The organism is Liquorilactobacillus cacaonum DSM 21116, from assembly GCF_001436735.1.
In the GTDB taxonomy this organism is placed as follows: Bacteria; Bacillota; Bacilli; order Lactobacillales; family Lactobacillaceae; genus Liquorilactobacillus; species Liquorilactobacillus cacaonum.
This window is the reverse complement of sequence record NZ_AYZE01000008.1, coordinates 187,082-206,009: the sequence shown is the minus strand read 5'-3', so window position 1 is coordinate 206,009 and position 18,928 is coordinate 187,082. Positions and strand designations below refer to the sequence as shown.

Below are 18,928 nucleotides of genomic sequence, written 5' to 3'. Positions count from 1 at the left end.
TAACCCACAGCCAAAATCTTGCTATGAGTTATTTCACGTTATACTCAACTTTTCCCAGTTGAAGTCACACTCTTATTCTTTTTTTCTTTTATAAACAACATAACAAACTATGAACAGTATAATTATAACAATTAAGCCAATTTTTCCATAAGCCACAATCGTCTTAATAACATGCGGCCATGCATGCCCCGCCATCCTACCAACAAAAATTAATGCTGTATTCCAGATAGATGTCCCCAAAGTTGAAAAAAAGATGAATCGTCCCAAAGAGTAGTTGGACATTCCAGCAGGAATTGAAATTAAACTGCGTACCACTGGAACGAACCGCCCAAAGAAGACCGCAGAGTTTCCGTGACGATTAAAGAAACTAGATGCTCGTTCCAAATCTGCAGGTTTAAAATGCAGAATCTTACCTAACCTTCCTGTTAAAAGTTGTTCTAAGCGGTCAACTGAAATGATTTTGCCAAAAAAATACAAAATTAAAGCACCAATTAAAGCACCAATTGTGGCTGCAATAATACTACCAAAAATATCCAAATTACTTGAGATTGTTAAAAATCCAGTAAACCCTAAAATTATTTCGGATGGAATTGGTGGAAAAATATTTTCGAGTGCAAGTAGTAAGGCAATTCCAAAATAGCCATAATCATTAATAAGGTTAGTTAGCAAAGATGAGTTCATAAACACTCCTATTTTTTCTTCTAATTTTACATAAGGTGGTTTAAAAGGTCAAAAATGAAACTTAGGTAAGGGTATTTTAGCAAGAAAATAAATGATAAAAGATGTTATAATTGTGTGTAATAAGTTGAAAGTGAGGAATTAGTTAATGAGTAAGAAAGCTTGGCTCGTAATCACATTATTCATTGCCGTGATTTTTATAGGCTATGGCTACACAAAACATATTGAGACCACACAATATTACAATAATGCGATGGACGCAGGTGAGCAAGCTATTACTACAGCCAATTATTCGCGTGCTGAAAATCATTTTCGTAATGCACTCAAAAAAAGAGCAAATGATGGTTCCGCCAATGCGCATATACAGCAACTGGAGAATTATAAAAAAGGCTTAGCGGACATAAAAAAACAAAATTATAGTACAGCAATTACAAATTTCAAAAAAGTAACTAAATTAACAAATGGTTCGCAAACATTATTACTGAGAGCCGTTTCAAAAGAGGTTGAACTTAAAGAAGTTGTACATGAACTTACCATTTTTAATAAAGTTTATAAACGTGCAAAGGTTTTGGCAACGAATTATGAATATACTGCTTCAAATACAAAGTTAGCAGTAATTTTGGGTTATGGTAATATCACTCAACCTTATTATCAAGATATTCGAAAAAAAGCAAAGAATTTAGAGCATACAAATAATCAAGTTCTTGCCAGGTTAGGATACCATATTTCTAGTACCGATGAATCAAGCGAGAAAAAATTAGCAACAGATATTTTGCCAACTATTCCAGCATCGAAAAATAATTCTTCATCGAGTAGTTCGCAAAAGATTACTGATGAGCAAATAAGAAAAGCTCGTAAGGAAATTGAGGGTCAAGGAATTAACGTTAAAGCATTTAGTGATGAAGATGTAAAGGAAGTTATTGAGCATGCTCGTGAGCAAAATATGACTGTTAGTGAAGTTGCACGTGAATTCAAGTAAGTCGGGTAAACAATGAAAATGTAGGTGTGATGCATGAAGAAATTTTTTAAGATAGTCCTAGGTTTCCTTGTTAGCATAATAGTGGTAGTTACTTTGTTACTTGTGGTCTCACCACGTCCTAGTGTATTACTATTTTCTCGGGCTTTCGACGGGCCGGTCAAGATAACAAATCCGAAAATGTATAATAATGCGAAAAAATTTGTCAGTGTTAGAAGAAATTTATCTTACGGGAATAAAAAGACTGAAAAAGCAGATATTTATTATCCTCAGAATAACAGGGAAACAAAAGTAATTTTTTGGGTTCATGGTGGAGGATTCATAGGCGGGGACAAAAAAAGTATCAAGGAATTTGGAACTTACATTGTTGCGCGAACAAATTCGATTGTAATAAGTATCAATTATACAGTATCTCCAACTGGAAAGTACCCAACACAACTTTACCAGTTATCAGCTGCAATAAGGCATTTTACAAAAAATTCGGCGAGATATAACTTACCCAAATCACCTAAGGTTTTTGTTGGTGGAGACTCTGCAGGAGCACAGATTGCTGCCCAATATTTAGCAATTCAGGCTAATACTAAGTATGCACAAAAATTCTCTAAAACTTTAGTAAGTAATCTTAACTTTAAGGGAGCCATTTTATATTGCGGACCGTACGATTTTAGTATGATTCAAAAAGAAGCCAAAGCATCAAATAATTTGTTAATGAGATGGTTTGTACATACTGTTGGATGGTCTATGACAGGGGACTTTTTTTGGAGCAAATCGAATTTAGCAACGGAAGCAAACATTGCAAATCAAGTAACAAAGAATTATCCTGCAACATATATTACGGATGGAAATCAATATACGTTTGAATCTTCTGGTAAGGAACTCGCTAAGTCACTTGAAAGTAAAAATGTAGATGTGAAAACTCGTTTCTTTGCTAAAAGTGAGCGAGTTAATCATGAATATCAATTTGATTTTGCAACTAAAAAAGCTAAAAAAACCCTTGAACAAACAATTAAGTTTATCCAAGAGCAATAATACTATTGTGTTAAATCTCTGTTAAAATATACGACTGTTCTTGTGTTAGATGTTAATTCAATTTTTGTAATGCCTGCATTGTCAGGTTCATTTAAAGCGCTAAGTTGTGTAATTCCTAAGACTGCATTTAAGAGAAGTTTAATTGTGAATCCATGACTAGCAATGAGAATATTTTGATGGGGATATTTTAGTGCAACCTCAGAAAGAAAGGAATTAAGTCTTGTAGTTACAGCCTCAAAGGTTTCGCCATGAGATATCTTTTCAGAACCTGGTAACAGGTTCTTTTTTTCATCAAAAAAAATTGAATATTTTTGATGAATATCAGCTGATAACTGTCCATCCCAATCACCATAATCAAATTCCTTTAATCTTGAATCATAGATGGTTGGCTTAGTTGGTGCAATAATTTGCGCTGTTTGAGCGGCACGTAAAAGTGGACTGGCAATCACGATATCAAAGTGTAAATCTAGTTTTTCTAAGTGGTTGTGAACATTTAAAGCTTGTAGTTGTCCTTTTTCAGATAGTGGAGTATCAATTAAGCTTCCTTGTAAAATACCAGCAGCATTTGCCTCACTTTGGCCGTGACGCACGATATAAAGGTTAGTCATTATGTACCTCCAGAGAGAATTAAGATAATTAATTTACGGAAACAAAAGAATTGAACTTCAAGTATTTATAATGGAAACGCATATGTGAAAATTCGAAAGGTGTTCCATCATCAAGAAAGAAGATTCCTTCCATAATACCGGTTGGTTCGTTAGAAGATAAACCAAGTAATTCTTGATCTTTTTCGGTTGAAGGTTCAGCAAAAACAGACAGAAAAGATTTGGTTACAGCTTGGTGATGAACTTCTTGTAAATAGTTAAAGATGGATTTCTCGATTGTAGATCTAGTTAGTTCCGGTACTATTTTAATTGGAATATACCCAGTTTCAATCATGAAAGGTTGATTATCAAATAATCTAAGCCTGACAATTTTATAAACAAAGTCATCGTGTGATAAAAAAAGATCACGTCGTAATTCATGGTTAGGTTTAATAACTTCAAAAGAAATAACTTTTATCTTAGGACGTTGGCCGTTCATTTTAAAATTATCAGTAACTCCTAAGTTAGAGCTTTCTTCGTAGTTGAAAACAGATTCGTTCTTTAGATAAAGAGGATTGATAAAAGTGCCAGCTCCACGTTTTCTGAAGATTATGCCATCGTTAGCCATCCGATTGAGGGCCCGCTTAACAGAACTACGACTCACATCATATTGACCACTAAGTGTACGCTCATCTGGTAAACGTAAATCTGGAAAAAGGCCGGCAAATATTTTCTTTTTTAAATCTGTAATTATTTGTTTATAAACGAGTTCTGACATAAGCTTGCCCCTTTTTAAGTTCTAAATAATAGTTAATCACAACTTAATAGAAACGACAAGTCTTGAGTTAAATAAGAAATTATGATTTTTGCTAAAAAAATACAATTTGATATTAATTAACAAATTATTTGGTAATACTGGTAAAATAATAAGGAAAGGCTACAGATTGAAAAGTCTTCCAATAAAATGAAATTCAAGCGAGGTATGAATTGTTAATCATACTTTTCAAGGAGGAACAAAGATGTCAATTTTAGTTTTAGGTGGAGCGGGGTATATTGGTTCGCATACGGTAGACCGTTTGATAGAACAAGGCACAGAAACAATTGTTGTTGATAGTTTAGTTACAGGTCATAAAGCGGCTGTTAGCAAGCAAGCAAAATTTTATCAAGGTGACATTGCAGATCGTGATTTTATGCGAAAAGTATTTAAGGAAAATCCTTCAATTGATGCTGTTATTCACTTTGCAGCTTTTTCGTTGGTTGCAGAATCTATGAAAAAGCCACTTAAGTATTTTGATAATAATACAGCAGGTATGATTAACTTACTAGAAGTCATGACTGAAGTTGGAGTTAAAAAAATTGTCTTTTCTTCAACTGCAGCAACATATGGAATTCCTGATAAAACACCAATTAAGGAAACTGACCCACAAAAACCAATTAATCCATATGGAGAAAGTAAGCTTGCAATGGAAAAAATCATGCATTGGTCAGATGTAGCTGATGGAATAAAGTTTGTGGCTCTACGTTACTTCAATGTTGCAGGAGCAAAACCTGATGGCAGTATTGGTGAAGATCATAATCCAGAAACACATCTATTACCAATCGTATTGCAAGTAGCTGCAGGTACAAGAGAGAAGCTTCAGATTTTTGGAGATGATTATAATACACCTGATGGGACAAATGTCCGTGACTATGTTCATCCATTTGATTTAGCTGATGCCCATATCTTAGCAGTAAAGTACTTGAGTGAGGGTAATGACAGTACCGCATTTAACTTAGGTTCATCCACAGGATTTTCTAATATGGAAATTTTGAAAGCTGCACGTGATGTAACAAAAAAGGCAATTCCAGCTGAGGTAGCGCCAAGGCGTGGGGGCGATCCTGATACTCTGATTGCTGCTTCTGATAAGGCTCGTGATATCTTAGGGTGGAAGCCGGAATTTGATGATATTCATAAAATTATTGAAACAGCCTGGAAATGGCATTTAACTCATCCAAATGGATATGCAGATCGTAATTAAAAGTACGAATATAGAATACTAGAATAATTAAATCATCAGTGAATTTTAGAAGTACAGCGTGGAATTAAATATATATAAAAGGTAGGGTTGACTGGAACATTCTCTAAAATTAATTATAGAGATAAATGTCCATCAACTCTACCTTTTTTATTACAGTTCTAAGTAGTTTTGAATATGAAAATGACTAGATTAGTCTTGTGCAACAATTAATTCTGAAGCGACATCTGCTGAGAGTGGAAGAAAGTCCAGGCCAATCACCTTTTCATCCAAAACTAATTTGAAGTTTCCATTCAAATTACTAACTAATGAATGAAGGTTATTAAGCTGTTCTGACTCAAAACGATTAAATGAAAAATTACGTTTTTTCTTCATGGTGTTTTCAAGTTCTTTACAGAAGACAACATCAAGAAAGTTACCATTTTTCTGGTTAGATAAGCGCCATTCTGTATTCTTCTCAATCCTGGCTTCTGTTCTTTCAATGACAGTATTATTCATATAAATATCCTCCTTAAGAAATTTATTCGACTCGAAATAATAACTATACGTTAGCACTAAAAAAAGCTTTTTTCAATAAAAAAACTCAAATAATTACAAATTGGTATTGATAATTAATTGTGAATACTTGTAAGTTAAATAAAGGATTATTAAGCATAATTGAGTATTTGCTGAAAATTGGTATTTGTTATAACATGATGTATATCATTGTATTATGAATTAAAGAATAATAAAAATTCAAGGATGAAGAGACTTACAGGGGGAATCTTAATATGTCATATGTTGAAAAATTGGTACGTGAAAAGTTTCCAACCGAACAAGCGATAATAACTGAAATAACTAACCTAGAAGCAATTTTGAACTTACCTAAAGCTACGGAACATTATGTTAGTGACTTGCATGGTGAATTTAATGCATTTGATCACACCCTTAGAAATGGTTCAGGTAATGTTAAGCAAAAAATCACAGAAAATTTTGCAGGAAGATTAACACCAAAAAATATTCAAGATTTTGCCACTTTAATTTATTATCCTGAAGATGAACTTGCTTTTCAAAAAAAGGAACTAACAGACCAAGAATTTTTGGAACAATGGTATCTCAACACAATTTCGAATTTAATTGAACTTTTAAAAGTTACGGCTACAAAGTATACAAGGTCCAAAGTTAGGAAAGCGCTTAGTCCAAATTTCGTGTATATTACAGAAGAGTTGCTTTATAATGATCAACAAGAACATGATAAGCGGAATTATTATAATAAAATTTTGCGTAATTTGGTCGAGTTAAAACAGTCTGATTACTTTATTATTGCAACTTGTTATACAATTCAAAGACTCGTAGTTGATCACTTGCATGTAATTGGAGATATTTATGATAGAGGACCTGCCCCTGACAAGATTATGGAGAAACTTATTAATTATCATTCTGTAGATATTCAATGGGGTAATCATGATGTATTGTGGATAGGGGCTGTTGCCGGGTCAGCTTTATGTATGATGAATCTTCTCCGGATTTGTGCTAGATATAATAATCTTGCAATCATTGAGGATGTATATGGGATTAATTTGCGTCATTTGTCGATGTTTGCTGAAAAAAATTATGGAGATAATGAGGCATTTAGGCCTAAAACACTCGAAAATGAAGATTTTGTAATGTCAGATGAAAGAATTCAAATTACACAGATTCATCAAGCTGTGTCCATTATTCAATTCAAGCTTGAAGGACAATTAAAAAAACGTAGGCCAGAGTTTAAGTTAGATGATATGATTTTGTTAGATCAAATTCAGTGGCCTAAAAAAGAAATAGTGATTGAAGGAAAGACATATAGTTTGGAAAATACATGCTTTAGGACTATTAATCCTGACAAGCCATTTGAATTGACAAAAGAAGAAGATGAAGTTGTTCAATCGTTGCTTAATTCTTTTATGAATGCAACAAAATTGAGAAAACATTTGGACTTTTTGGTTGGTAAAGGAAGTATGTATAAGACATACAATGGGAATCTTTTGTTTCATGGGTGTATTCCAGTTGAAGAAGATGGAACATTCCAACAATTTAATTATGAAAATGATAGTTTTTCGGGTAAAAAATTGCTGGATTTTTGGGAACTAAGACTAAGAAAAGCATATAAAAAAGCAAATAATGGCGAAAATATTGAGGCAGATATGATCTGGTATTTGTGGCAAGGCGCTTTGTCTCCGCTTTTTGGGAAACACAGTATGACAACCTTTGCACGGTATTTTATTTCTGAAGATGAGCCCAAAAAAGAGTGCAAAAATGCATACTTTAAGTTACGCAAGGAAGAATGGTTCTGTAATCAACTATTAATTGAGTTTGGGTTGGATGAAAAAAGCGGGCACGTGATTAATGGACATACACCTGTTAAGAAAGAACAGGAACCAATTCTTGCTAATAAAAAGATGATAGTGATTGATGGTGGTTATTCAAAGGCATATCAGCCGATTACGGGGATTGGCGGCTACACACTTTTATATAACTCTTATGGGTTACAATTAGTTACGCACTACCCATTTACTTCCAAAAAAGATGCAGTAAAACACAGTCGAGATATTAAATCTACAAGAAAGATTGTTAATCAAGAATTAGAAAGGCAAACTGTTGCTGATACAGATATTGGAGAAGAGATTAAGAAAAGCTTGCAGATGCTCCGCGAAATATTGAATAAATATGATAGTTAATATTGCATTTTCTCTAAAATTATAAGATTTTTAGAGTGATTAAACTAAATTCAACTTTTGACCTAGTCTTTTTTTAGTTACAATAGGGGTAATAAATATTAACAAATTAGGAGTGGTCTTTTGGGAGTGTGGGAAAAATTTATTGCTAATGTACGATTACGACGAACAATAGTATTGATGGTTGTCATTTTTGCTTTGTATGAGATGAGAGATTTGCTGAGTTTGATATTACTTACTTTTATTTTTACTTTTTTAGTTCTTAGTATTACTAATTTTATCCGAAAGTATATCAAAATTCCTGCTGCATTGATTGTTACAATAGTATATTTGTTAATAATTGGAGCGTTATATACGGGTGTAACTATTTACTTACCAAAGTTATTTAATCAAACTGAATCAATGGTACGTTACGTAATTGATTTTTATCAAAAACCATCATTTGATGGGAACTCAATTCTTGAATATATCAGTAGCTATATAAGTACTTCAACTCTTGTTGCACAAATGAAAAATGGGGTGACCATTTTGTTTAAATATTTGACAAGTGTTGGTTCAATGGGAGTTACATTTGTTTTATCGCTAATACTTAGTTTTTTCTTCACAATAGAAAAAAAGCGGATGTTTAGTTTTTCACGGAGTTTTTTAAAGGGACCGTATGAATGGTTTTTTCAAGATATATATTATTTTGCTGAAAAATTCGTTAATACATTTGGTATTGTAATTGAGACTCAATTTATTATTGCAATTGTGAACACAACATTGACAACGATATGTCTTGCAATAATGAATATGCCACAACTATTTAGCCTCTCACTTTTGATTTTTTTGATGAGTCTGATTCCCGTTGCAGGCGTAATCATTTCCGCAATTCCGATGAGTATCATTGGATATTCCGTTGGGGGATTGAACTATATTGTTTATATTGTGATAATGTTACTCGTGATTCATATACTAGAATCGTATGTACTTAATCCCAAACTAATGTCCAGTAAGACAGAACTTCCCATTTTTTATACATTTATAGTGTTATTTGTAGCAGAAAAATTCTTTGGAATGTGGGGACTGATTGTCGGTATTCCTATATTTACATTTTTATTGGATATTCTAGGGGTGAAACCAATTAAGAGAAAAAAGGCTTCATTGGGTAAACTTAAAGAAAAATTGAGTAATAAGGAGTAGGTAAGATGAAAGTTGCAGATTTCGTAGAAAGATATGCGGTCAATCGTAAAAATACTGATTCAATAAAATGGGATGCGATGGAGAGTGGTTTTGGTTCAAATGATCTTGTACCAATGTGGATTGCAGATGCAGAATTTAAAGTACCTGAAGCAGTAACAAATGCTTTAAAAAAAAGAATTGAACATGGTGTGTATGGATATTCGTTAACTCCAAGTAGCTACTACGATGCATACTGCAAATGGCAAGAAGAACGATATGGTACGGAACTCAGCCAAGAATGGATTCGATTTGGTTCAGGGGTAGTTCAATCTATCAGTACGTTAGTTAATGTATTGACATTACCAGAGGATGCAGTGATGGTACTTGAACCAGTTTACCATCCGTTTATGCATGTTATCGAAGAAAATGATCGTCGTCTTGTTGTTTCGAATCTGATTAATGATGGAAAACAATACAAAATGGATTTTGATGATATTCGTGAGAAAATCCAAACCAATCAGGTTAAGTTACTTCTTAATTGTTCTCCGCATAATCCGGTTGGCCGAGTTTGGAGTAACGAAGAATTAGAACAATTATTGGAGATTTGTCGAGAGGAAAAGGTATTGGTAATTTCTGATGAAATTCATCACGACCTGGTCATTGGAAATAACAAATTTGTTTCCGCAATCTCTGTTAATGATGGCTTATATCGTGATAACGTAGTAATGTTAGATGCTGCTTCTAAAACATTTAATTTAGCAGCATTACAATGTAGCCATGTGGTGATTGCTAATCCTCAGATCCGTGCACGGTACGATAGATTCGTAAATAAATTACATCTTCCAGCAGGAAATTTGTTAGCTCAAGTTGCAGCCCAAGCAGCCTATCAAGAGGGTGGCGATTGGTTAGACGGATTGCTGGGTTTGATTAAATATAATTTTAACTACCTAAAAAATGAGTTTGCAATAAAAGCACCAGATATTGAGGTAACTGATCTAGAAGGAACTTACTTGGCTTGGGTTGATATGCGTAAGGTAGTTGAGCCAAGTAAATTGCGCAATTTCATGGAAAAAAAGGTTAAAGTTGCAGTTAATTATGGTGAAATTTTTGGTGAAGCAGGGCTTGGATTTATTAGACTTAACCTTGCAACAACTCCTGAAAATGTTGAAAGAACTGTTGTAGCATTGTTAGAGGCGCTAGAAAACTAATGCACTTTTTCACAATTTGTAACTTGTTTGGACTATGAATTTTTAAGTTTTCAGTGTAAAATGTGAATTGTAAACAAATCAAATATGAAAGAGGTTTTGGCTAGTTATGACAAAATTAGTTTTTATCCGTCATGGACAAAGTGAATGGAACTTGAAGAACCTTTTCACCGGTTGGGTTGACGTTAACTTGAGTGAACAAGGTGAAAAAGAAGCTAAGGAAGCTGGACGTAAATTAAAAGAAGCAGGAATTGAATTTGATCAAGCATATACATCAGTATTGACACGTGCTATCAAAACGTTGCATTTTGCTTTAGAAGAATCAGATCAATTATGGGTTCCAGAAACAAAATCATGGCGCTTAAATGAACGTCATTATGGTGCATTACAAGGCCAAAATAAGGCAGAAGCTGCTGAAAAATTTGGTGAAGATCAAGTTCATATTTGGCGTCGTTCTTATGATGTACTTCCTCCACTTTTGAGTGCTGATGATGAAGGTTCTGCTGCACAAGATCGCCGTTATGCAGACCTTGACCCACGTGCTATCCCTGGTGGCGAAAACTTAAAGGTTACTTTGGAACGTGTTATCCCATTCTGGGAAGACGAAATTGCTCCTAAATTATTAGACGGCAAGAACGTTATTATCGCAGCACATGGTAACTCATTACGTGCCCTTACAAAATACATTGAAGACATCTCAGATGCAGACATCATGGATGTTGAAATGGCAACAGGTCAACCAGTTGTTTATGACTTGGATGAGAAGTTGAACATTGTAAGCAAAGAAAAACTTTAATAACAAACGATAATAAACATTAAAAGCCATGGCTTCCCTCAAAGGGGCCATGGCTTTTTGCTTACTGCTTTTTGTGGCTCTTTGTCAACCGCTGTTGATGAGAAATTTTTATAAGAAAATCAATTCATTTTCGAATTGGTTTTCTTTTTTTTATTCGAATCGTAAATTCAATTCTGATCCGGGTGTAAAAATGTGACCAGTTTCTGTAGCCGTATGCCGTACGTTTAATTTGTTTGATTTTGCGATTAACGCCTTCTAGTGGGCCATTAGAATAGTTACTTTCAAAGTGATTTTGGATACTTCGATTAAGGCGAAGGCAATTAGGTAAGACAGAAACTAGCCGATGTGTATCATCATCAATGGCAGTATAGCTCGTCTGATGACCAGTGGAGCGAAATTTAAAATACGATGCTGCTTCAACACTAAAAATTTACACAGATAACATTGTTTAAGCAGGTTTAAGTTAACTGGTCATTTTTGGTAGGTGTGTGCACGTTTAATATATTCTAAGAAATATAAATCAACTATCTTTTTTAAATTTATTTACTTTATACAATGAAATAAGTTTAAATAATTTAAAGAAATTGTTATTCTAAAATTTGAATTATGTATATAAGTAGTATATATCAATGAATAGTTATTGCGATTATTTTTTTAAGGGAAAATTTTGGGGATTAAAAAGGGGTGTTATTATGGCTTTTTGGATGAAGAAGAATGACGAAGAATTAGAAAATAAAAATGAGCTTAAATTTATTTCTAAAACAGATAAAGATATATTGAATAAACAGTTACATGAAATTACAGATAGTGCAGTTTTAGACGAACTCATTTCATTATCTCCAAGGTTTGCTGAGTTAATTACTAAGAATATTCCTATTGGGAATAGTAAAAATGGGCTTTATGAAGTTGTTATACAAAAAGGAGAAACATTAGTTAAAGCCCATGGAGATGGAGATTATCTTAGAGGATTTGTTCAAGGAAAAAGTGGGAAAATTCAAAGTCAAGCACTACTAAAGGAAGTAAAGCAATCAAAAATATTGTCTACTGCTAATGTTATGAATGTTGCTTCAATGGTTGTTGGACAATATTATATGACTGAAATCAGTTCAAAAATGGATGATTTGAATAGTTCAATTACAGAAATTAAAGAATTTCAGCAACGTGAATTTAAAAGTAAGATTCGTGCATTAATTATTAATTTAAAAGACTGTGCTAGATTTAGTGCTGAAATTTTGAATGATGTTGAGACTAGAACTGTACACAGAAATACCTTAATGAACTATCGTGATACAGCAACACAACTAATGGAACAGGTTAATGATGAAATCAGTTCTTTGGTAATAAATCCAGGTATAGATGGATTTAAAGGTTATTTAAAGAAAGTAAATGAAATAAAAGCATTATTATTTTTTCAACAAAGCTTATTGTCAATTCTTAAGGAAATTGGTCGCCTTTCATTACTATTCAGTAATAAGAACGGAATAGGGCAAGGATATTTCAATATATATAATGAATATTTGAACAAAACTAATCAAATTTTTGAGAGTATAAAGGGATGGCATACAAAAGAACAAGATGAATATGATGTGGATTTGGAAAACCACAGGTACTCTAAACAAGGTCTTGAGGGAATGTTTTTTGGCCTAGCAGCTAAGATAAATGAAGAATGGCAATATGAAAAGATAGATTTGGATACAGAAAAACTAATTCAACATCAACGAAAGTTAAAAAATATTGAACCAGAAGAAGTAACCTTGGACCTATTTACACAAGATACTAATCTCTTGCTTAAAGATGGAAAAGTGTATTATCAATTACCATAAGAAAATAAGATTTTGAAATTGAATGAATATGATGATTTTCTCAAAGGGAGACATAGCAATGAAATTTTTTATTTTTCCATCTAATCCTAAATATTATAGGGCAAGAGAAAGTTTTGAAACTTTAAGAAAATTACATTGGAAGCAAGGAAGAACTAAAATGGTAGACGTTGGGGACATTGTTTACATTTATGAAGCTAAGCCAACACAAGGATTAATTGTAAAGGCAAAAGTTTTGGAAACTAATGTAACTAAATATCATATTGATGATTCAGCATTTTCAAACTCTATAATTGATTTTGGCATGAATCCACCATGGTTCACTCTTGAAAAAGTACAAAATATTTCTTCAATAATAAATTTAGGACAGTTAAGTGATTTAGGAATTAAAGGCAACATTCAGAGTATACGAGAGATACCTTCAAACGTTGCTAATAAAATTGAAAATTTAATTGGAGACATTTCTTTTAATCCATTAGAATCGGTAATATACGAAGGAAAAAAGAAACTCATATATACAACTAAATATGAACGGAGTCCTGAGAACAGACGAAAAGCTATTGAATATCATGGCCTAAATTGTGCCGCTTGCGGATTTAACTTTAGTAAGGCTTACGGAAATTTAGGTGCTGATTATATAGAAATTCATCATGTTAAACCATTGTTTAGTATGGAAGAAGAAATCGTTGTGGATCCTTTAAAAGATTTAATTCCTTTATGTTCTAATTGCCATAGAATGGTACATCGACATAAAAATGAGATACTTTCAGTTTCTGAACTGAAGAAAATTATTAATGAAAACAAAAAATAAATTTTGACTACATACAAAATAGCAAAAATCATTTTTCTTGTGCGATGTATATGTATAAAATTTTTAGGTTTATCGACTAATGCTATTAGCATTTACTAATCAAGACATGTATGGTTGTTGTTTTGTAGCGAAGGATGTAAGTAAAATTAATGATTGACAAGATATTGCAATTACTACAGGGGGTAGGATTAGCAATGACACAAAATTTGGAAACTATAATTGAATACATCAATGATAACCTGATATTCGGTAGTAAAATTAAGAGTAGAGTTATAGATAGCCTCTTCCATGATTATTCAATCAGTGCGGATGAAAAAGATACAGTATATAAAGAACTTGAGGATTTGAATATTACCATAGAGTATTCAAAATATTATTTAAAGAAAAAAGTAGATAAACTTTTTATAATGATTGGTCCTAAAAAGGAATTAAACCAAAGTAACCTTGACAAGTGGTTTGAAGTAGAAAATATTAATTTTGATCTTCAAAAAAAAATTAGGACACTCCTAGACTCTTCCGGTTACTCTATAATTAACGATGTACATAACGAAAAGGATTTAGGGAACTATGATTTTCTTGATGATTTAGATTTAGGCCGTCTCGATGAAGTTTTGGATGATGAAAAATTCAACGCAGAATTAGCTTCTTTACAAGATGTCGTAGATAAAAGTAAAAACTTTGAATACCTAATTGACTTACATAATGATGATATTGATTTTGAGAAAAAAAGGATCGTATTAGATGATCTTGTAAAGGCAAATGAAAGATTAGTTTGGAAAATTGTAAATCGGTATGCAAAATTGTCTACGCCCTCATTTGATGTAAACGATATGGCACAGGCCGGGATACAAGGTTTGATGAAAGCAGCTGAAAAATTTGATATTAGATTAGGCAATCAATTTTCAACTTATGCAACATGGTGGATTAGGCAAGGAATTACGAGAAGTATTGCTGACTACAGTACAACGATTCGTGTTCCTGTACACATGAGAGAAAAAATCATAAGGTTTACTAAAATTGAAGCACAATTTTGGAATGAAAATAGTAGGACTGCTACTGATGACGAATTAGCTGATTACTTAGAAATATCGAAAGATGAACTTGGAAACTTAAAATTATATCGAAATATGGCAAATTTAACTAGCCTAGATATTCCAATTGGAAATGAGGAGAAAAGTTACCTATGTGATTTTATTCCTGACAAAAATAATAAAACCCCAGAGGAATGTGCTGAAGAAGAAGCATTAAAGAAAGAATTGAAAAACATATTTAAAGAACACCTAACTAGTAGGGAAGAGACAATATTATTGCTCAGATTTGGATTAATTGATGGAGTAAAACATACTCTTGAAGAAATAGGTGAAGTTCGAGGAGTCACTAGGGAAAGAATTAGACAAATAGAATCGAAGGCTATTAGAAAATTGCGACATCCAAATGTTATTGAAAGGTTGATGGGTTTCTATCATGATTGAAAATAAAATAAAAGAGTTGATAAGGTCTCGGAGAAATAGCATTGTAGTATTGATGGGATTTGACAAAGAAGCGTTACCCGTCTCAAGTAAATATTTTACTTTTGATATTGACTATTATGACAAGTTAAATATTGATGTTATTCGAGAACAAGTTGTTGATGAAGTGATCGACAACAGAACATTTGATGAACCTTATAAATGGATGACCATCGAAGAATATCAATTTTTTAAGGAACAACTGGCTATTAATAAAATGCCAGTTGTTGTTCTTGCGAATAATTTATACGACAAGCAGTATCCATATAGTGGAACACTTTCAAATGTAGATAATATTTATCATTATCTTTATTATCAAGAAGATAATGAGTTGGAACCTGAACAGGAAAAATTGCTTAAAAATGTTTCATTTTTCTATGGCCAGATTGATTATTCAAAACAAACTGGTAACTATTATGTGACATATCCTGAATTTGAAGAAGAAATTAAAATTGTTCCATATTATGAAGTGTCTCCTATAAACGTAAACTTTTCCGTTGAATATCCATTAGAAGATATTCAACGTATTGAACTTTCGGATGATGAAATTCCCTTTTTGGACCTTGAATCAGAAATTCTAAATAAAACTAGTAAAACGAATGTTGTATTATTTTTTTCGGGAGCAGCAGATACACTTCCAAATAAATATCTCGAAAGACTAAATATTATTTCATCTTTTTCTGAAGTTAATTTTTATTTTTCAATATTATCCATAAGACGTCAAATTATTGAGAACGAAGATGAATATATCAAAATATTAAAAGATATCTATGGTTACGATAGTTACCGTGAAATAAAGTTTTATAAAAATATTGAGAGCCATTTAAAGGAAACAATTAATATTTCACAAGCACAGATTATTGATGATATTGTGATACAAGCTGAAAATGCTATGCGTGGCGAATCGTTCCGTGATGTTTATATAACTGCATCCACCGGTGCAGGTAAATCTGTCATGTTTCAGATTCCAGCATTATATTTAGCAGAAAAATATTTTAATGATAAGCCACTAACACTGGTAATTTCTCCACTGATTGGTTTGATGAATGATCAAATTGATAATATGAGGAGAAAAGGTGTAAATACATCTGCAACAATTAATGGAAATACACCACCATTTGAGAAAGAAAAAATCTTAGAGAAGGTCCAAAGTCAAGAAGTTGATATACTTTATTTATCTCCAGAAACGTTACAAGCTAGAAGTGATATAAAAATGCTAATTGGTGATAGAAGTATTGGTGTAGTTATTATTGATGAAGCACACATCGTAACGACCTGGGGAAAATCATTCCGAGCTGACTATTGGTATTTAGGTATATATCTTGCTAAATTACGAAAAGAGTATAAGTTTCCAATTGTAACATTTACTGCCACTGCAATTTATGGTGGGCGAGAAGATATGTATTTGGATACTCGTAATAGCTTAAATATGATAAGCCCGATTTCTTACTTCGGAGATGTTCGTCGTGATGATTTATTGATGAGTGTTAGAAGTAGTGAAAAAGATTTAGATGCTGAAGGTAGAGACTATCGTAAAACGAAGAACGCACTTGCGTTAAAACACTTAAAAATGGCGACGAAGAAAAAACAAAAGTCTCTTCTATACTTTCCAACCGTGAGATTGTTAATAGATTTTTATAATTTTGTCGTTCAAAATGAACCAGAAATTGCAAAAAAAACTGGTAAATACTTTGGAACTCTCCAGAAAGAGGAAAAAGACGAAGTGTTATCAGAATACAAGTCTGGTGAACTTCAATTTATTTTAGCTACGAAAGCATTTGGAATGGGAATAGATATTCCTGATATAACTAATGTTTACCATTATGCTCCAACTGGAAATGTTGTTGATTATGTTCAGGAAATTGGTCGTGCTGCCCGAGATAAAAGTAAGGTTCCTCATGGTTTTGGAATGATTGATTTTCTTTCTCGTGATATGAATGAAGTTAAACAGCTTCACGGTATGTCAGCGATTAGAAAGGACCAGATACTTGAAGTGATGCGGAAAATCCTATCAGTATATAAAGAAAAGGGTAACAATCGTAATCTAATTATTAGTCCCGAAGATTTCAAATATATTTTTGTACAAAACAAACGTGATGAAGGTTCCCTTGACAATAAGGTAAAAACAGTACTTCTGATGATCGAGAAGGACTTTTCTTCACCAAACAAATTGGGATATTCTCCTTTTGTTGCACGTCCTAGAAGCCTTTTTGGTAATGACTTGATTTTTGTTACATCAGAACTTGAAGCAACTTTCATTAAGTCAAGACTTGGTAAATATTTTTCCAAAGAAGTGGATTTAAATAGCAACACATATGCTGCTGTTTATCAAGTAAATCTGAGTGGAATTTGGGAAAAATATTATAAAAGAATGTCATTCCCAAGTTTCAAATTTGCGTTGTTTAATGTAGATGAACGTAAAAAACTTGAGCATAAAAATTTGTTCGAAAAATTTGCCTATACCTCAGGTGTTGAAGTTGCATTGAACAATAATATTACTATTGAAAATCTATTATCCCATTACAAGATTATACTTAACTCATTTGAGAGTTTTATTAATAAACAAAAGATTACTGGAAGTCAGTTTACGATCGATGGCCTTGGAAATCACTTTATGAGATCTTTGAAGATTTCAGATAAGTTTGAGGCTCGTGCTTTTGCCCAGACGATCATTAACTCAGCGTTCGAGTTTGGAAAAATTAAAGATATCAAGTTTATTGCAGAAAGAACTAATAGCAGTGAAAATAAACAAAGGTATATTATTTACCAAGATGGAGATGTGTTTTCAAGATTTATAATGGGTTCAATAACGAATGTTTTAAAACCTGATGATAACTTTGTTAAGGAAACTAATAAAGTCATTTCATTCTATTTTCGTTCTCGGGAGGATGATATTGATGCAAAAATTGCTGCTTTAGGTATTGGTGAAGCAAGGAAAATGTTAAATTACCAAATAATTGGGGGGAATAATCCGCAGATCTATTTGAGAATGAACTCAGTTTATCCATTGGAAAAAGTAATTAAACAAGGTAAATTTTATCAAAATAGTATATTACAAGATGTTCAACTCAGGCACTATACTAGTGTTGCAATGCTTAAATATCTATTTATGAAAGAGCAGTCCGAGCCAAGTGATAAGAAAAGAATCATTAACTATTCAAGATGGTTTTGGGATAACATTGAAAATTATTTTATGGGAATTTTACCAAACGAAGTGAAGGATATGTTGTCTAAAAAGAATTAAAGTTAATTTATTGAGTTTGTTTAAATAAAGAAAGCTGAGGTTTTCTTTTCATTAACAATTTCCATAACATAAACCCCAAAAAATTTCATCGAAAATAACGTGTAAAAATATCTATTTACATCCAATACAGGAACATGCGCAGAGTACTTAGGACAAATAGGGTATACTTTTCAATTCATCTCTGATGTGTAATTTAGTCTTCCCTTCCAAATTTTTGAAATGAAGACATAATTAATTTTAGTGTGCTAAAGTGCCTTTTCATAACGTTTTGTATCTTTATTTTGACGAAATCTGGGCCAAGTTGTCAACTTAATATTTAATGATAAATAGCGGTATGATAGGCTTTGTGAGTTCTTTTAAGACCCATTCTGGGAAGGCGAAATTGCTTCTAAATTATTAGACGGCAAGAAT

At 32.5% G+C, this 18,928-nt stretch carries 15 protein-coding genes and 1 pseudogene; 11 read left to right on the top strand and 5 right to left on the bottom strand.

The annotated features are described in order from the left end of the window. Positions 1-72: 72 nt before the first annotated feature. Entirely contained in the window at positions 73-681 is a 609-nt protein-coding gene (locus FC80_RS02285) for a DedA family protein (protein WP_057828534.1), read from the bottom strand. A gap of 145 nt (positions 682-826) precedes the next feature. On the opposite strand from FC80_RS02285, the gene FC80_RS02280 reads away from it, so the two are divergent. Beyond that, complete coding sequence (locus FC80_RS02280; protein WP_057828533.1) at positions 827-1,657, top strand: hypothetical protein; 831 nt, start codon at positions 827-829, stop codon at positions 1,655-1,657. A gap of 33 nt (positions 1,658-1,690) precedes the next feature. Next, a complete protein-coding gene (locus tag FC80_RS02275) occupies positions 1,691-2,683 on the top strand; it encodes an alpha/beta hydrolase (protein ID WP_057828532.1) in 993 nt (330 codons plus the stop codon). Between the two features lie 2 nt (positions 2,684-2,685). On the opposite strand, the gene FC80_RS02270 is transcribed toward FC80_RS02275, so the two are convergent. Then, the gene (locus FC80_RS02270; RefSeq protein ID WP_057828531.1) at positions 2,686-3,291 is read right to left on the bottom strand and encodes a histidine phosphatase family protein; all 606 of its coding nucleotides are present in this window, start codon (positions 3,289-3,291) and stop codon (positions 2,686-2,688) included. A 28-nt stretch (positions 3,292-3,319) separates the two neighbouring features. Then, the gene (locus FC80_RS02265; protein WP_057828530.1) at positions 3,320-4,045 is read right to left on the bottom strand and encodes a GntR family transcriptional regulator; all 726 of its coding nucleotides are present in this window, start codon (positions 4,043-4,045) and stop codon (positions 3,320-3,322) included. Between the two features lie 241 nt (positions 4,046-4,286). On the opposite strand from FC80_RS02265, the gene galE reads away from it, so the two are divergent. Beyond that, complete coding sequence (galE, locus tag FC80_RS02260) at positions 4,287-5,285, top strand: UDP-glucose 4-epimerase GalE (protein WP_057828529.1); 999 nt, start codon at positions 4,287-4,289, stop codon at positions 5,283-5,285. Between the two features lie 189 nt (positions 5,286-5,474). Here the strand turns inward: galE and FC80_RS02255 are convergent, their stop codons facing one another. Continuing rightward, a complete protein-coding gene (locus FC80_RS02255) occupies positions 5,475-5,780 on the bottom strand; it encodes a hypothetical protein (protein WP_057828528.1) in 306 nt (101 codons plus the stop codon). 272 nt (positions 5,781-6,052) lie between these two features. Between FC80_RS02255 and FC80_RS02250 the strand changes: the two genes are divergently transcribed. The 4 genes from FC80_RS02250 to FC80_RS02235 all read left to right on the top strand — a co-directional run bounded on the left by FC80_RS02250 (position 6,053) and on the right by FC80_RS02235 (position 11,134). Then, complete coding sequence (locus FC80_RS02250; RefSeq protein WP_057828527.1) at positions 6,053-7,975, top strand: fructose-bisphosphatase class III; 1,923 nt, start codon at positions 6,053-6,055, stop codon at positions 7,973-7,975. Positions 7,976-8,095: 120 nt separating this feature from the next. Beyond that, the gene (locus FC80_RS02245) at positions 8,096-9,154 is read left to right on the top strand and encodes an AI-2E family transporter (RefSeq protein ID WP_057828526.1); all 1,059 of its coding nucleotides are present in this window, start codon (positions 8,096-8,098) and stop codon (positions 9,152-9,154) included. A 5-nt stretch (positions 9,155-9,159) separates the two neighbouring features. After that, the gene (locus FC80_RS02240) at positions 9,160-10,341 is read left to right on the top strand and encodes a MalY/PatB family protein (RefSeq protein WP_057828525.1); all 1,182 of its coding nucleotides are present in this window, start codon (positions 9,160-9,162) and stop codon (positions 10,339-10,341) included. A 106-nt stretch (positions 10,342-10,447) separates the two neighbouring features. Further along, complete coding sequence (locus FC80_RS02235; RefSeq protein WP_057828524.1) at positions 10,448-11,134, top strand: 2,3-diphosphoglycerate-dependent phosphoglycerate mutase; 687 nt, start codon at positions 10,448-10,450, stop codon at positions 11,132-11,134. 124 nt (positions 11,135-11,258) lie between these two features. Here the strand turns inward: FC80_RS02235 and FC80_RS09715 are convergent. Then, positions 11,259-11,450 (bottom strand): annotated as a pseudogene (locus tag FC80_RS09715) (transposase); the annotation flags it as partial. A 376-nt stretch (positions 11,451-11,826) separates the two neighbouring features. Here FC80_RS09715 and FC80_RS02230 point away from each other — a divergent pair. From FC80_RS02230 to FC80_RS02215, 4 genes are all read left to right on the top strand, one after another. Further along, positions 11,827-12,957, top strand: coding sequence for a hypothetical protein (locus tag FC80_RS02230; RefSeq protein ID WP_057828523.1), 1,131 nt, complete (start codon positions 11,827-11,829; stop codon positions 12,955-12,957). 58 nt (positions 12,958-13,015) lie between these two features. After that, positions 13,016-13,765: an HNH endonuclease gene (locus FC80_RS02225; RefSeq protein ID WP_057828522.1), complete on the top strand. Its 750-nt coding sequence runs from the start codon at positions 13,016-13,018 to the stop codon at positions 13,763-13,765. 194 nt (positions 13,766-13,959) lie between these two features. Next, the gene (locus FC80_RS02220) at positions 13,960-15,237 is read left to right on the top strand and encodes a sigma-70 family RNA polymerase sigma factor (protein ID WP_057828521.1); all 1,278 of its coding nucleotides are present in this window, start codon (positions 13,960-13,962) and stop codon (positions 15,235-15,237) included. Continuing rightward, entirely contained in the window at positions 15,230-18,517 is a 3,288-nt protein-coding gene (locus FC80_RS02215) for a DEAD/DEAH box helicase (RefSeq protein WP_057828520.1), read from the top strand. The genes FC80_RS02220 and FC80_RS02215 overlap by 8 nt, the downstream gene beginning before the upstream one ends. The last annotated feature ends 411 nt before the right edge of the window (positions 18,518-18,928 follow it).

Coding starts and splice junctions, on each gene's coding strand:
- FC80_RS02285 (WP_057828534.1), bottom strand. CDS start 681: ATGAACTCATCTTTGCTAACTAACCTTATTAATGATTATGGCTATTTT.
- FC80_RS02280 (WP_057828533.1), top strand. CDS start 827: ATGAGTAAGAAAGCTTGGCTCGTAATCACATTATTCATTGCCGTGATT.
- FC80_RS02275 (WP_057828532.1), top strand. CDS start 1,691: ATGAAGAAATTTTTTAAGATAGTCCTAGGTTTCCTTGTTAGCATAATA.
- FC80_RS02270 (WP_057828531.1), bottom strand. CDS start 3,291: ATGACTAACCTTTATATCGTGCGTCACGGCCAAAGTGAGGCAAATGCT.
- FC80_RS02265 (WP_057828530.1), bottom strand. CDS start 4,045: ATGTCAGAACTCGTTTATAAACAAATAATTACAGATTTAAAAAAGAAA.
- galE (WP_057828529.1), top strand. CDS start 4,287: ATGTCAATTTTAGTTTTAGGTGGAGCGGGGTATATTGGTTCGCATACG.
- FC80_RS02255 (WP_057828528.1), bottom strand. CDS start 5,780: ATGAATAATACTGTCATTGAAAGAACAGAAGCCAGGATTGAGAAGAAT.
- FC80_RS02250 (WP_057828527.1), top strand. CDS start 6,053: ATGTCATATGTTGAAAAATTGGTACGTGAAAAGTTTCCAACCGAACAA.
- FC80_RS02240 (WP_057828525.1), top strand. CDS start 9,160: ATGAAAGTTGCAGATTTCGTAGAAAGATATGCGGTCAATCGTAAAAAT.
- FC80_RS02235 (WP_057828524.1), top strand. CDS start 10,448: ATGACAAAATTAGTTTTTATCCGTCATGGACAAAGTGAATGGAACTTG.
- FC80_RS02230 (WP_057828523.1), top strand. CDS start 11,827: ATGGCTTTTTGGATGAAGAAGAATGACGAAGAATTAGAAAATAAAAAT.
- FC80_RS02225 (WP_057828522.1), top strand. CDS start 13,016: ATGAAATTTTTTATTTTTCCATCTAATCCTAAATATTATAGGGCAAGA.
- FC80_RS02220 (WP_057828521.1), top strand. CDS start 13,960: ATGACACAAAATTTGGAAACTATAATTGAATACATCAATGATAACCTG.
- FC80_RS02215 (WP_057828520.1), top strand. CDS start 15,230: ATGATTGAAAATAAAATAAAAGAGTTGATAAGGTCTCGGAGAAATAGC.